Source organism: Pseudomonas sp. GW821-FHT07G10, from assembly GCF_059418545.1.
This window is the reverse complement of the sequence record NZ_JBWKQB010000002.1, coordinates 198993-211909: the sequence shown is the minus strand read 5'-3', so window position 1 is coordinate 211909 and position 12917 is coordinate 198993. Positions and strand designations below refer to the sequence as shown.

Below are 12917 nucleotides of genomic sequence, written 5' to 3'. Positions count from 1 at the left end.
CCATGCGAAACCCGAACTAATAACAACCTGCGAAATGGAACAGGACCAACCTTCGCCTCACCTATTGTGCCGTGCGCAATCGGGTGTAATGCGATGTGTCGGACCGACCAGCATTTGCCTACACAAAAAAACAGCGAGGAAAACTCCATGCTCGAAGTCATCAACGACTTCCTCTCAGGGAAAGTACTGATCGTGCTCATTGTCGGGCTCGGTAGCTACTTCACGATCCGCTCGCGTTTCGTCCAGTTGCGTCACTTCTTCCACATGTTCGCGGTGTTCCGTGACAGCCTGCGCAGCAGCGCCGGTCAACTCAGCTCCTTCCAGGCCCTGATGCTCAGCCTCGCCGGCCGAGTCGGCGCGGGCAACATTGCCGGTGTCGGCATCGCCGTGACCCTGGGTGGCCCGGGTGCGGTGTTCTGGATGTGGGTGACCGCGCTGGTCGGCATGTCCAGCAGCTTCTTCGAATGCTCCCTCGGCCAGCTCTACAAGCGCTGCGACTCCGAAGGCCAGTACCGTGGCGGCCCGTCCTATTACATCCAGCATGGCCTGCAGAAACGCTGGTTGGGCATGATCATGGCCTTCCTGCTGCTGGTGACCTTCGGTTTCGCCTTCAACGGCCTGCAATCCCATGCCGTGACCCACTCGCTCAATAACGCCTTCGGCCTGAACACCACCTACACCGGGCTGGGCCTGGCAGTGCTGCTGGGTCTGGTATTCATCGGTGGCATCAAGCGTATCGCCAAGGTCGCTGACCTGCTGGTTCCGGTGAAGACCCTGGTGTACATCGGCGTGACCATCTATGTGATCGTGCTGCAATTCGACCACGTGCCGGCCATGCTGATGACCATCGTCAAAAGCGCCTTCGGTCTGGATCAAGCCTTCGGTGGCCTGATCGGTAGCGCGATCATCATGGGCGTGAAGCGCGGCGTATTCGCTAACGAAGCCGGTCTGGGCAGTGCGCCTAACGTTGCCGCTGTCGCGCAGGTCGAGCACCCGGTCGCACAAGGCGTGGTACAAGCGTTCAGCGTGTTCCTGGATACCTTCGTGATCTGCACCTGCACCGCGTTGCTGATTCTGCTGTCAGGCTTCTACACCCCTGGTTTCGAAGGTGACGGCATTGCCCTGACCCAGAACTCCCTGGCGGCGGTAGTCGGTGACTGGGGCCGGATGTTCATCAGCGTCGCGCTGGCGTTGTTCGTGTTCACCTCGATCCTCTACAACTACTACCTGGGCGAGAGCAACCTGCGCTTCTTGATCGGCGACAATCGCAAGGTGCTGATCGGCTATCGCGCATTGGTATTGGTATTGATCTTCTGGGGTGCGATCGAGAACCTCGGCACGGTGTTCGCCTTCGCCGACATCACCATGACGTTGCTGGCCTTCGTTAACCTGATCGCGTTGTTCCTGCTGTTCAAGGTCGGCATGCGCATCCTGCGTGACTACGACGACCAACGCGCCGCAGGCATCAAGACGCCAGTGTTCGACTCCAGCAAGTTTGCGGACCTGGATCTGGACCTGAAAGCCTGGCCAGCCAATCCGCCAGCACCGGCCACTCAAGCCCAGGCAACACCTGCAGTCGCGAGCGCAGCGCAACGCTGATCGCCAAACCGGGCGCAATCCATTGCGTCCGACGTGACACACCGCACGGTCAGCGTCATGCTCGACCGTACGGTGTACTCGTCCAGGAGATTCCCACATGAACCCCGCAACTTACCCCGCAGCGCAGCACGTCATGGTGCTCTACACCGGTGGCACTATCGGCATGCAAGCCAGCGCTCACGGCCTGGCCCCAGCTTCCGGTTTTGAAGCACGGATGCGCGACTACCTCCACAGCCAGCCAGAGCTGGTAGTGCCGAACTGGCGCTTCCGCGAAATGGCCCCGCTGATCGACAGTGCCAACATGACACCTGCCTATTGGCTGCGTTTGCGTGAAGCGGTCATCGATGCAGTCGACGTACAGGGCTGCGACAGCGTGCTGATCCTGCACGGTACTGACACCCTCGCTTACAGCGCCGCGGCCATGAGCTTCCAGTTGCTCGGTCTGCATGCGCGAGTCGTGTTCACCGGCTCCATGCTGCCGGCCGGCGTGACCGACAGCGATGCCTGGGAAAACCTCGGCGGAGCGTTGGTTGCACTGGGCCAAGGCCTGGCGCCGGGAGTGCATTTGTACTTCCACGGCGAGCTGCTGGCGCCGACCCGTTGCGCGAAAGTTCGCAGCTTTGGTCGTCATCCGTTTGCTGCGCTGCAACGTAACGGTGGCGTGGCCAAGGCGCCGTCAGTTCCCGCTCAGCTGCAATACGATCAGAGCAAGCAACTGGCCAGGGTTGGCGTGCTGCCGTTGTTCCCCGGCATTGGTGCTGAACAACTTGATGGCCTGCTCAATAGCGGCATTCAAGGACTGCTGCTCGAGTGCTTCGGCAGCGGCACCGGGCCAAGCGACAACCCAGAGTTCCTTGCCAGCCTGCGACGAGCGCAGGACAAGGGCATCGTAGTGGTGGCGATCACTCAGTGCCATGAAGGCGGGGTTAAGCTGGACGTCTACGAAGCTGGCAGCCGGCTGCGCGATGCTGGCGTGTTGTCGGGTGGCGGCATGACTCGTGAGGCGGCGTTTGGCAAATTGCATGCGCTGTTGGGTGCAGGGCTTGAGACGGCCGAGGTTCGGCGTTTGGTTGAGCTGGATCTGTGCGGCGAATTGAGCTGACCGTCCACTGATCGTTCCCACGCTCTGCGTGGGAATGCAGCCCGTGACGCTGCGCGTCACTGCCGAAGCGGACGCAGAGCGTCCAGTGAGGCATTCCCACGCGGGAGCGTGGGAACGATCAATTATCCGCCAACTGCGGCACACAACTTGCTCGGTTCCAGCATCCCCAGCCGGAACCGAGCATGCTGCACTCCCATCTCACGACCCTCAACGCGGTCTCACTGGTGCTCAGCACCTTCAAGGCCGAAGGTCTGTCCAGCGAAGCGCTGTTGGCCGGCAGCGGCATCAGTGCGACAGATCTGAGCCGTGCCGACACGCGAATCACCACTAATCAAGAAATGCAGGTTTGCGCCAATGCCGTCGCGCTCAAGCGCGAGATCGGCCTGGAGCTGGGCCGGCGCATGCATGTCTCTTCCTACGGCATGCTGGGTTATGCCCTGCTTACCAGTGCCACCTTCGGTGACGCTTTGCGTCTGGCGCTGCATTATCCGGCGCTATTGGGAACACTTTTCGAGTTGAGCCTCGAGGACGATGGCGAGCGCATCTGGCTCACGGCCGGCGACTATCGGGAAAACCCGGCGCTAACGGCGTTCAACACCGAGTTCTGCCTGGTCTCGATGAAGGTCATCTGCGACGACCTGCTCGGCCACCCGCTGCCATTGCTCGGTGCCCGCTTCGAATATCCCGCACCGGACTACCAGACCCGCTACACCGAGCGCTTCGACTGCTCCTTGCAGTTTGATGCCACGGCCAATGGCTTTGCCTTCGACAAGCGGTGGCTCGACCAACCGTTGCCACTGGCCGACACCATTACCCACCAGGCCATGGCCGAGCGCTGCCGCAAACAGAACACCGAATTCACCGGACGTCAGGCCTGGCTGGGGCGAATCCGCCAACTGCTCGCCACGCAACTCAACGCTGCACCGGGGCTTGAGGGCTTGGCCGAGCAAATGAACTGTTCGGCGCGCACTCTGCGCAGGCATCTCAAGGATCTGGGGTGCAGCTATCAGGAGCTGCTCGACGAGCTGCGCTTTGAGCGGGCCAAGCAAATGCTCCGCGAAGATCAGTTGCCGATTTACCAGATCGCCGAAACCCTGGGTTTCAGCGAAACCGCCAGTTTCCGCCATGCCTTCGTCCGCTGGAGCGGCGTTGCGCCGAGTCAGTTCCGGCCCTGAACCGAAGATCGCAGCCTGCGGCAGCTACGGGCGACGATCGTTCCCACGCTCCCGCGTGGGAATGCAGCCCGTAACGCTCCGCGTCGCAGCCGAAGCAGACGCAGACGCAGAGCGTCCAATGAGACATTCCCACGCAGAGCGTGGGAGCGATCATGTCTCCCGCGCCATTCAGGGGCGAATTTCGGACAAACAATTTGGCCATATCGATCCCCTTTTGGCCGCTCCTGCCGTTCTCTCAAACTCCATGCGCCGCAAGACTGTGAGCAACCGAATCAGCCTGCGGAGAATAAGAAATGCTGACGATCTACTCGGATGATCACCACCTGCACCACGGCCGTTGTGAATTGATGGACGGGCAACTGATGCCCTGCTTCGAAATGCCCTCGCGCGCCGATCACGTTCTGCAGCGGGTCCAGTACCGCAGCCTGGGCCCGGTGCAAGCACCGCAGGATTTCGGTTTGGGGCCGATCCAGCGGATTCACTCCAGCGAATATCTGGACTTCTTCAAAGGCGCCTGGCAGCGCTGGACCGAGTTCGGTCGCGAGGGTGACTTGCTGCCCTACACCTGGCCGGCCCGCACCTTGCGCAGGGTGATCCCGAAAAGTCTGCATGGCCAACTCGGCTATTACAGCTTCGACGGCGGCGCGCCGATCACCGCCGGCACCTGGCAAGCCGCGTACAGCGCAGCGCAAGTCGCGCTCACAGCCCAGGCGGAGATCCAACGCGGCGCTCGCAGTGCTTTCGCCCTGTGCCGACCACCGGGACACCACGCTGCCAGCGACTTGATGGGCGGTTACTGCTACCTGAACAACGCGGCCATCGCCGCTCAGGCGTTCCTCGATCAAGGCCATAAAAAGGTTGCCATCCTCGACGTCGACTACCACCACGGCAACGGCACCCAATCGATTTTCTATGAGCGCAGCGACGTGCTGTTTGCCTCGATCCATGGCCACCCGCAAGCCGAGTTTCCGTTCTTCCTCGGTTACGAAGACGAGCACGGAGAAGGTGCTGGCGAAGGTTTCAACTTCAACTACCCGCTGGCCGCCGGCAGCGGCTGGGACAGCTGGAGCGCTGCGCTGGAACTGGCCTGCAAAGAGATCGAAAGCTACGGCGCCGATGTCGTGGTGGTTTCTCTGGGCGTCGACACCTTCAAGGACGACCCGATCTCCCAGTTCAAGCTCGACAGCCCGGACTACTTGCGCATGGGCGAACGTATCGCGCGTCTCGGCAAGCCGACGCTGTTCGTGATGGAAGGCGGTTACGCGGTAGAAGAAATCGGCATCAACGCCGTGAACGTTCTCGAAGGTTTCCAAAGCGCCCAATGAGGAATTAGAACAATGAACAGACTCAAGCGTTTTATCGCTCCAGCCCTCTGCGCCACAGTGCTCAGCGGCGCCGTACATGCTGAAGACCGCACCTTGCGGGTCTACAACTGGTTCGATTACATCACCCCCAAAACCCTCGAAGACTTCAAGGCCGAGACCAAGGTCAAACTGATCTACGACATCTTCGACACCAACGAAGCGCTGGAAGCCAAGCTGCTCACCGGCAACTCCGGTTATGACGTGGTGGTGCCGTCCAACGTGTTCCTGGCCAAGCAGATCGAAGCCGGGGTGTTCCAGCCACTGGACCGCAGCAAGCTGCCGAACTGGAACCACCTCGATCCCAAGCTGATGAAGCTGATCGAAGCCAACGACCCCGGCAACAAATACGCCGTGCCCTACATGTACGGCACCATCCTGATCGGTTTCAACCCGGACAAGATCAAGGCCGCGCTGGGCGACAACGCGCCGGTGGACAGCTGGGACCTGATCTTCAAGGAGGAGAACATCAGCAAACTCAAGCAGTGCGGCGTCGCTCTGCTCGACTCGCCGTCGGAGATCCTGCCGCTGGCCCTGCAACACCTCGGCCTGCCGCCCAACAGCACCAAGCCTGCGGACTACGCCAAAGCTGAAGCGCTGCTGCTGAAGATTCGTCCGTACATCACCTACTTCCACTCCTCCAAGTACATGGCCGATATCGCCAACGGCGACATCTGCGTCGCGGTCGGTTATTCCGGCAGCTTCTCCCAGGCCGCCAACCGCGCCAAGGAAGCCAAGAACGGTGTCGTCGTCGATATGCGCCTGCCCAAAGAAGGCGCGCCGATCTGGTTCGACATGCTGTCGATCCCTAAAGGCGCCAAAGATCCGGAGGACGCTTACACCTTCATCAACTACCTGCTGCAACCGAAAGTGATCGCGCCAATCAGCGACTTCGTCGGCTACCCGAACCCGAACAAGGACGCCACCGATCTAGTCGACCCGGCGATCCGCACCAACCCCAACCTGTACCCGACCGAAGCGGCGATGAGCACGCTCTATACCCTGCAACCCTTGCCGCGTGATGCGGAGCGCGCACGTACCCGAGCCTGGACCAAGATCAAGTCCGGGACCTGAACCGAATGATTGCCGGGCATTGATGTCCGTAGAGCGAAACCGAAGACCCGCCACTGCGCGGGTCTTTCAATCCCGATCAGATCTCATCAACTCCAGACGCCCCGTAACCGCGTCAGTGCCGCCTCAATGGCCACTTCCGGCACCGCCGCAAACCCGAGCACCAACCCTGCCCGCTCCTCTACTGGCGTACTCGAATCCGGTAACCAGTAGCGGCTCAAGCCACTGATCTCCACATCGACACTCGCGGCTTGTTCGATCAGCTCACGTTCGCGGGCCGGACTGTCCACCCGTACGGTCAGATGCAAACCCGCCGCCACACTGGGCAAACTGCCAACACCCGGGATATCCACAGGCCAACCGGCCAACAATGCATTGCGTCGACTCAATGCCGCGCGGCGCATCCGGCGGATATGCCGCTGAAAATGCCCGGCCGCCATGAACTCGGCCATCACCGCTTGGGTGCTGACCTCCGAGTGCCGCACATCCACTGCCCGACGTTGGGCGAAGGCCTCCACCAGCCCCATCGGCAGCACCAGATAGCCCAGGCGCAACGCCGGAAACGCGACTTTGCCGAAAGTCCCGACATACAACACACGGCCCTGGCGATCCAGCGCGGCCAAGGGCGCCAGTGGTGCGCCGCTGTAACGGTACTCGCCGTCATAGTCGTCCTCGACGATCCAGCCTTGGGTGCGCTCGGCCCATGCCAGCAACTCCAGACGCCGCGCCAGACTCATGACCACCCCGGTCGGGTACTGATGAGAGGGGGTGACATAGGCCAGCCGGCAATCGTTCAAGGTCGCCAATTGCGTGCAGTCCATGCCCTCGCTGTCCACCGCCACACCACGCAACTGCGCCCCTGCCACGGCAAAGGCATGGCCGGCCGCGCGATAGCCCGGGTTTTCCACAGCCACCCCATCGCCGGGCTCCACCAGCAACTGTGCACAAAGGCTAATTCCCTGCTGCGCGCCACTGGTGATCACAATTTGTTCAGCGCTGCACTGCATGCCACGTGAGCTGCGCAAATATGCAGCGATCAGCCCGCGCAAGCGTGCGTCGCCCTCCGGCGCGCCATAACACAACTGCTGCAAATCCGGTTTTCGCCAGAAAGCCGCATTCAGCTTGGCCCAGACCTCGAACGGGAACAGATCAAAAGCCGGAACACCCACCCGAAAAGCACGCGGCGGACCACCCGGCGGCCTGGTCAAATGGTGCTGCTCGACACGCTCAAGGGCACTGCTGTGGATAACTTTACTGGATGTAATCCCAGGTAAAACAGACGATTTTGTGGATAACCCTGTGGGTAAGCCTGTTGAAAACCCTGTGGATACTTTTGTGGATAGTTTTTTCACCGGGAGGGCTGTCTCCGGTAACAGAGCCACATAGGTGCCGTCACCCACGCGCCCTTCGATAAAGCCTTCGGCGTACAGCTGATCGTAGGCGCGAACTACGCTATTGCGGGAAATCGACAAGGCTGCGGCCAGGTCCCGGGTAGCAGGCAAACGCGTGCCGCTGGCCAGGCGTCCGTCCAGTACCCGCAAGCGCAAAGCCTGATAGAGCTGTCGACTCAAGCCCTGACGACGATCCAGTTCGATACCCGCCGGGTTGAACGACAAGGACAGCGGCGCAAGGGACATGGGCTGGGACCTCAAAAAATGGACCTATTAAATTGGTCATTAATGGCTCTTACAACAGACCAATAGCCTGCCTAGGATGCAGGCATTCGCCAAGGAATATTTCCATGTACACACCCAGCGCATTTGCCGAAGAAGACGTGTTGCAACTGCACCAACAAATCCTCAGCACCCGGCTCGCGATGCTGATCACCCACGGCGCACAAGGCTTGCAAGCCAGCCATTTGCCGCTGTTGCTGAGCCCTGAGCAAGGGCCCAATGGCACCCTCTACGGGCATTTGGCCAGAGCCAATCGGCAATGGCAGGAACTGGAGGCCGGCGCTGAAGCACTGGTGATCTTCGCCGGGGCCGACGCTTATGTCAGCCCCTCGTTTTACCCGAGCAAAGCCGACCACGGCAAAGTCGTGCCGACCTGGAACTACGTCGCCGTGCATGCCTACGGCAAGGCCGAAGTGTTCAGCGACGCGCACCGCTTGCGCAACCTGGTCAGCGCCCTGACCGATCGCCATGAAGCCGGTCGCGCCAAACCGTGGAAGGTCGACGATGCGCCGGCCCACTACATCGACGGCATGCTCAAGGCCATCGTCGGTTTCGCTTTGCCGATCCAGCGTCTGGAAGGCAAACGCAAGCTCAGCCAGAACCGCAGTACCACAGACATCGCCGGCGTGCGTGAAGGGCTGGCCGCCAGTCCCGACCTGCACGACCAAGCCCTCGCCCACTTGATGCGTTAAGGAATAACCATGAGTCAGATCGAGATCCGCCCCGTCACCGCCAACGACCACGCCGCCTGGCAACCGTTGTGGCAAGCCTACCTGCGCTTCTACGACACTGAGTTGCCCGGCACTGTTTATCAGAGCACCTGGCAACGCTTACTCGATCCGAACGAACCGACCCACGCCGCCCTTGCCTGGCTCGATGGCAAGGCGGTGGGTCTGGTGCACTTCATTTACCACCGCTCCAACTGGAGCATCGAAAACGCCTGCTACCTGCAGGACCTGCTGGTCGTCCCGGAAACACGCGGCACCGGCGTCGGTCGGCAGCTGATTGAATTCGTCTATGACACCGCACGCGCTGACGGTTGCGCCAAGGTCCATTGGCTGACCCACGAGACCAATGCCACGGCTATTCGGCTCTACGAGCGCATCGCCGAGCGCCCCGGCTTCATCCAGTTTCGCAAAGGCCTTTAAGGTTTAGGGAGAACAACATGTCGACTTCACTCGCCGACTGGAAAGGCGTCCCGGCGCCCTCGGTCAAACTCATCGAAGGGCATTTCATCCGTCTGGAAAAACTCGACCCGGCACTCCACGGCGATGGCCTGTGGCAAGCCCTTGAAGGGCCCAATGCCGATCCGAAACTCTGGGACTATCTGCCTTATGGCCCCTTCGCCGAGCGCGATGCATTCGATGACTGGCTAAATAACCACGCGGCCAATAGCGACCCGTATTTTTTTACCGTGATCGACCGCGCCAGCGGCGACGTTCAGGGCATTCTCAGCCTGATGTCGATCGTCCCGGCCCAAGGCCGGATCGAAATCGGCCACGTCACCTTCGGCGCATCGATGCAGCGTTCGCCGAAAAGTACCGAAGCGGTTTATCTACTGGCCAAGGAATCTTTTGCGCTGGGATACCGTCGTCTGGAATGGAAATGCAACAACGGCAACGCCCGCTCCAAGTACGCAGCTGAGCGCCTGGGCTTCAGTTTTGAAGGAGTGTTCCGCCAGCACATGGTGGTCAAAGGTCAAAACCGTGACACGGCGTGGTACTCGATCCTGGATTCGGAATGGCCGGCGATTGGGGCAGGGTTTGAGAAGTGGTTAAGCGAGGAAAATCAGGCGGGGTCTGGGCAGGTCAAAACGTTGGTGGAGTGTCGTCAGAATTCCTGACGATGATCGTTCCCACGCTCTGCGTGGGAATGCAGCCCGTGACGCTGCGCGTCACATTCAGGAGCGGACGCAGAGCGTCCAGTGAGGCATTCCCACGCGGAGCGTGGGAACGATCTTTACACCAGTTTCTGCGCCAACACCGCAATATGCTCCGGCCCTATCCCGCAGCAACCGCCCAGATGGCTCGCACCACGTTTCTGCCAATCGGCCGCCCATTGCAGGTATCCCGGCGGATCGAGGTCTTCACGCAACGGGTCCAGACCATCGTTGGCCGTGGCTTCTTTGGGCTGCGGCGGGAACGCGTTGGCGTAAGCGCCGATGTTGATTTTCACCCCCAACCGCTCAAACGTTTCCCGGGCTGCGTCGATCGCGGCACCGATCACTTCCGGCTGGCTGCAATTGAACAACAAGGTTTCAACGCCCAGTTGCGCGGCGACAGCTGCGGCCTCGCTAACCGGCTCGCCGGAGCGCAAACGCGGTACTTCGTCGGTGTCTTCATCCTTCAAGGTGAATGACAACCAGAACGGCTTGCCATCCTTCGGCAGGCCCGCGTGAATCGCCCGGGCTTCGACGATAGAACTCTGGGTTTCCGCCAGCCACAGGTCCACGTGCGGGGCCAGACCGGCCACCAACGGCGTCAGTAACTCGGACACCCGCGACGCATCGAACAGGTCCGGACGATAAGAACCGAACAGCGGTGGCAATGAGCCCGCCACACGCACCGGCTGCCTGGCGGCGTCGGCCGCACGACGCGCCAGTTCACCCGCCAATGCGGCGAGCGCCTGACCTTCAGCTGCAAAACGCTCTTCCCCAATATGAAACGGCACTACCGCATAGCTGTTGCTGGTAATAACGTTGGCACCGCTTTCGATATAAGCGGTGTGAACCGCTTCAACCGCTTGCGGGGCTTCGCTCAAGGCCAGTGCTGACCATTCAGGCTGCCTGAACGGAGCGCCTCGGCGCTGCAGTTCACGACCCATGCCGCCATCCAGAATTACCGTGCTGCCTGCGCCCATATGCTTTTTACTCATATGCTTATGAAAATAACTCACTACCGGAGTCGTTCTTATAACTATTAAATACGCACCATTCAGTTAATAACAACCTCTTTTTTAGTCAGGAACCACCCGTGAAACTTCAACCGCTGCTGGCCTTGGGCCTGACGATTCTCGCTGCCTCCACCCAGGTATTTGCCGGTGCCACGCTGGATCGCGTCGAACAAAAGAAAGAGCTGGTGGGTGTGCTGATGGAAAGTTATCCACCCTTCTCGTTCCTCAACGATCAGAACCAACTCGATGGTTTCGACGTTGACGTGGCCAAAGCCGTAGCAGACAAACTCGGCGTCAAACTGCGCCTCGAGACCCCGTCCTGGGATGTGATCGCCGCCGGGCGCTGGAGTGGTCGCTATGACATCTGCATCTGCTCCATGACCCCGAGCAAGGCACGCGCCGAGGTCTTCGATTTCCCGGTGGAGTACTACGCCTCACCGGCAGTGATCGTGGTCAATGCCAAGGATGACCGCATCCATAACGCCAAAGACCTGAGCGGCAAAAAAGTCGGCCTCACCAGCGCCTCCAGCTACGAAAGCTACCTGAACAAAAACCTGGTGATCGAAGGAGCCGAGGACACCCGGTTGCAGTACCCGTTCGAGGACGTGCAGATCGCCCCGTATGACACCGACAACGTCGCCTTCCAGGACCTGGGCCTGGGTGCCGGGGTTCGGCTGGACGCAATCCTTACCAACCTGGTAACCGCGCAACCGCGACTTACCGAAGACAAACGCTTCAAGCTTGCCGGTGAGCCGCTGTATTCGGAACCTAACTCGGTGGCCATCGAAAAAGGCGACGCGCAGTGGGACAGCAAAGTGCGTGAAGTCTTCGCCCAGCTGAAACAGGACGGCACCCTGACCAGGCTGTCGCAAAAATGGATCGGCGCCGACATCAGCAAATGACTTCTTTCCCCCAACCGCCTCAGCCGCCACAACCGGTGGCTGAGTCGTTGCTCAAACGTGTCTTTGGCTTTCGCACGCGCCTGTACCTGACCTGGGCGGCGATGCTCGGCTTGTTCGCGAGTTTTTTCCTGAGCTTCGACCTGAAGTTCTCGATCATCCTCGACAAACTGCCGAACCTGATCGGCCTGCATCTGGCGCCCAATGGCTTCTTGCAAGGCGCAGCGCTGACACTGTTTTTGTGTCTGTGCTCGATCGTCGCCTCGTCTCTGCTGGGCTTCATCACTGCCTTGGCGCGGCTGTCGAAGAGCGCGGTAGCGTTCGGCGTCGCGAGTTTTTACGCGTCGTTTTTTCGCGGCACACCGCTGTTGATTCAGATCCTGCTGATCTACCTCGGCCTGCCGCAACTGGGCATTGTCCCCGGCGCCATTGCGGCCGGGATCATCGCCTTGTCGCTGAACTACGGCGCGTACTTGAGCGAAATTTTTCGCGCCGGCATCCTCGGCGTACCCCACGGTCAGCGCGAAGCCTCGCTGGCACTGGGCATGCGCGAGACAGTGATCTTCTGGCTGGTCACCCTGCCGCAAGCCATGCGCACCATCATCCCACCCACCACCAACCAATTCATCTCGATGCTCAAAGACTCGTCACTGATCTCGGTGATGGGCGTCTGGGAAGTGATGTTCCTGGCTCAGTCCTACGGCCGCTCCAGCTACCGCTACATCGAAATGCTGAGCACGGCGGCGATCATTTACTGGTTGATGTCGATTGGTCTGGAGTTGATTCAGGCACGGATGGAGCGCCATTACGGGAAGGCGTATCAGCAGCGTAGCCAGATGACCGATTGAGCTTCCAGCCCAGTGCATCCAGGGCATCGCAGCCATCCTGAATCAGCAAATGCGCGGCGTTGGCGAAGTGTTCCAGGTCGTAGCCCTCGGCATCCTTCACGCTCAGGCAGGTGACGCTGTTGAGCAAATTACGTGCGGTCTTGATACGGTGGATCGCGGTCTCGAAGAGATCGCAGGGGTCGGCATTGATGTTGAGGAATAGGGTCGGTTCGACGCTGAGATTGCTTTGGAGGGGGGTGTAGTTGGGCATATGTAACTCCATAATTATTTTTCGGAGCTACCACCGTTTGCAGATAA

The 12917-nt window shown here is 60.2% G+C and carries 13 protein-coding genes; 10 read left to right on the top strand and 3 right to left on the bottom strand.

Annotation, left to right across the window (positions count from 1 at the left end; genetic code table 11):
* The first annotated feature begins 147 nt into the window (after nt 1-147).
* The 5 genes from AC07O1_RS04230 to AC07O1_RS04210 all read left to right on the top strand — a co-directional run bounded on the left by AC07O1_RS04230 (nt 148) and on the right by AC07O1_RS04210 (nt 6311).
* Complete coding sequence (locus tag AC07O1_RS04230; RefSeq protein ID WP_495088004.1) at nt 148-1599, top strand: alanine/glycine:cation symporter family protein; 1452 nt, start codon at nt 148-150, stop codon at nt 1597-1599.
* Between the two features lie 97 nt (nt 1600-1696).
* The gene (locus AC07O1_RS04225) at nt 1697-2701 is read left to right on the top strand and encodes an asparaginase (RefSeq protein ID WP_495088003.1); all 1005 of its coding nucleotides are present in this window, start codon (nt 1697-1699) and stop codon (nt 2699-2701) included.
* Nucleotides 2702-2883: 182 nt separating this feature from the next.
* On the top strand, nt 2884-3876 hold the full coding sequence (locus tag AC07O1_RS04220; protein WP_495088002.1) for an AraC family transcriptional regulator: 993 nt from the start codon (nt 2884-2886) through the stop codon (nt 3874-3876).
* Nucleotides 3877-4169: 293 nt separating this feature from the next.
* A complete protein-coding gene (locus tag AC07O1_RS04215; protein WP_494990958.1) occupies nt 4170-5201 on the top strand; it encodes a histone deacetylase family protein in 1032 nt (343 codons plus the stop codon).
* A 12-nt stretch (nt 5202-5213) separates the two neighbouring features.
* The gene (locus AC07O1_RS04210) at nt 5214-6311 is read left to right on the top strand and encodes a polyamine ABC transporter substrate-binding protein (RefSeq protein ID WP_494990959.1); all 1098 of its coding nucleotides are present in this window, start codon (nt 5214-5216) and stop codon (nt 6309-6311) included.
* A gap of 86 nt (nt 6312-6397) precedes the next feature.
* Here AC07O1_RS04210 and pdxR read toward each other — a convergent pair whose 3' ends face one another.
* The gene (gene pdxR, locus AC07O1_RS04205; protein WP_495088001.1) at nt 6398-7945 is read right to left on the bottom strand and encodes a MocR-like pyridoxine biosynthesis transcription factor PdxR; all 1548 of its coding nucleotides are present in this window, start codon (nt 7943-7945) and stop codon (nt 6398-6400) included.
* 104 nt (nt 7946-8049) lie between these two features.
* Between pdxR and AC07O1_RS04200 the strand changes: the two genes are divergently transcribed.
* The 3 genes from AC07O1_RS04200 to AC07O1_RS04190 are packed head-to-tail and all read left to right on the top strand — an operon-like array spanning nt 8050 to nt 9824.
* Nucleotides 8050-8673 (top strand): FMN-binding negative transcriptional regulator, encoded by a 624-nt coding sequence (locus AC07O1_RS04200; RefSeq protein ID WP_495088000.1) that lies wholly within the window; start codon nt 8050-8052, stop codon nt 8671-8673.
* Between the two features lie 9 nt (nt 8674-8682).
* Nucleotides 8683-9129, top strand: coding sequence for a GNAT family N-acetyltransferase (locus AC07O1_RS04195; protein WP_494990962.1), 447 nt, complete (start codon nt 8683-8685; stop codon nt 9127-9129).
* Nucleotides 9130-9146: 17 nt separating this feature from the next.
* The gene (locus AC07O1_RS04190) at nt 9147-9824 is read left to right on the top strand and encodes a GNAT family N-acetyltransferase (RefSeq protein WP_495087999.1); all 678 of its coding nucleotides are present in this window, start codon (nt 9147-9149) and stop codon (nt 9822-9824) included.
* 116 nt (nt 9825-9940) lie between these two features.
* On the opposite strand, the gene AC07O1_RS04185 is transcribed toward AC07O1_RS04190, so the two are convergent.
* Nucleotides 9941-10840, bottom strand: a complete 900-nt coding sequence (locus tag AC07O1_RS04185) for a homocysteine S-methyltransferase family protein (protein WP_495088188.1) — start codon at nt 10838-10840, stop codon at nt 9941-9943.
* Between the two features lie 113 nt (nt 10841-10953).
* Here AC07O1_RS04185 and AC07O1_RS04180 point away from each other — a divergent pair, with 113 nt between their 5' ends.
* Nucleotides 10954-11775 carry an ABC transporter substrate-binding protein gene (locus tag AC07O1_RS04180; protein ID WP_495010473.1) on the top strand — a complete coding sequence of 274 codons (822 nt, stop codon included), beginning with the start codon at nt 10954-10956 and terminating at the stop codon, nt 11773-11775.
* The gene (locus AC07O1_RS04175; RefSeq protein WP_495087998.1) at nt 11772-12620 is read left to right on the top strand and encodes an amino acid ABC transporter permease; all 849 of its coding nucleotides are present in this window, start codon (nt 11772-11774) and stop codon (nt 12618-12620) included. The genes AC07O1_RS04180 and AC07O1_RS04175 overlap by 4 nt, the downstream gene beginning before the upstream one ends.
* Here the strand turns inward: AC07O1_RS04175 and AC07O1_RS04170 are convergent.
* Complete coding sequence (locus AC07O1_RS04170; protein WP_495087997.1) at nt 12520-12870, bottom strand: hypothetical protein; 351 nt, start codon at nt 12868-12870, stop codon at nt 12520-12522. The two genes, AC07O1_RS04175 and AC07O1_RS04170, sit on opposite strands and share 101 nt — an antisense overlap.
* Nucleotides 12871-12917 lie beyond the last annotated feature (47 nt).

Bases quoted from the DNA above. Each gene is read 5' to 3' on its own strand.
- AC07O1_RS04230 (WP_495088004.1), top strand. From the start codon at position 148: ATGCTCGAAGTCATCAACGACTTCCTCTCAGGGAAAGTACTGATCGTG.
- AC07O1_RS04225 (WP_495088003.1), top strand. From the start codon at position 1,697: ATGAACCCCGCAACTTACCCCGCAGCGCAGCACGTCATGGTGCTCTAC.
- AC07O1_RS04220 (WP_495088002.1), top strand. From the start codon at position 2,884: ATGCTGCACTCCCATCTCACGACCCTCAACGCGGTCTCACTGGTGCTC.
- AC07O1_RS04215 (WP_494990958.1), top strand. From the start codon at position 4,170: ATGCTGACGATCTACTCGGATGATCACCACCTGCACCACGGCCGTTGT.
- AC07O1_RS04210 (WP_494990959.1), top strand. From the start codon at position 5,214: ATGAACAGACTCAAGCGTTTTATCGCTCCAGCCCTCTGCGCCACAGTG.
- pdxR (WP_495088001.1), bottom strand. From the start codon at position 7,945: ATGTCCCTTGCGCCGCTGTCCTTGTCGTTCAACCCGGCGGGTATCGAA.
- AC07O1_RS04200 (WP_495088000.1), top strand. From the start codon at position 8,050: ATGTACACACCCAGCGCATTTGCCGAAGAAGACGTGTTGCAACTGCAC.
- AC07O1_RS04195 (WP_494990962.1), top strand. From the start codon at position 8,683: ATGAGTCAGATCGAGATCCGCCCCGTCACCGCCAACGACCACGCCGCC.
- AC07O1_RS04190 (WP_495087999.1), top strand. From the start codon at position 9,147: ATGTCGACTTCACTCGCCGACTGGAAAGGCGTCCCGGCGCCCTCGGTC.
- AC07O1_RS04185 (WP_495088188.1), bottom strand. From the start codon at position 10,840: ATGGGCGCAGGCAGCACGGTAATTCTGGATGGCGGCATGGGTCGTGAA.
- AC07O1_RS04175 (WP_495087998.1), top strand. From the start codon at position 11,772: ATGACTTCTTTCCCCCAACCGCCTCAGCCGCCACAACCGGTGGCTGAG.
- AC07O1_RS04170 (WP_495087997.1), bottom strand. From the start codon at position 12,870: ATGCCCAACTACACCCCCCTCCAAAGCAATCTCAGCGTCGAACCGACC.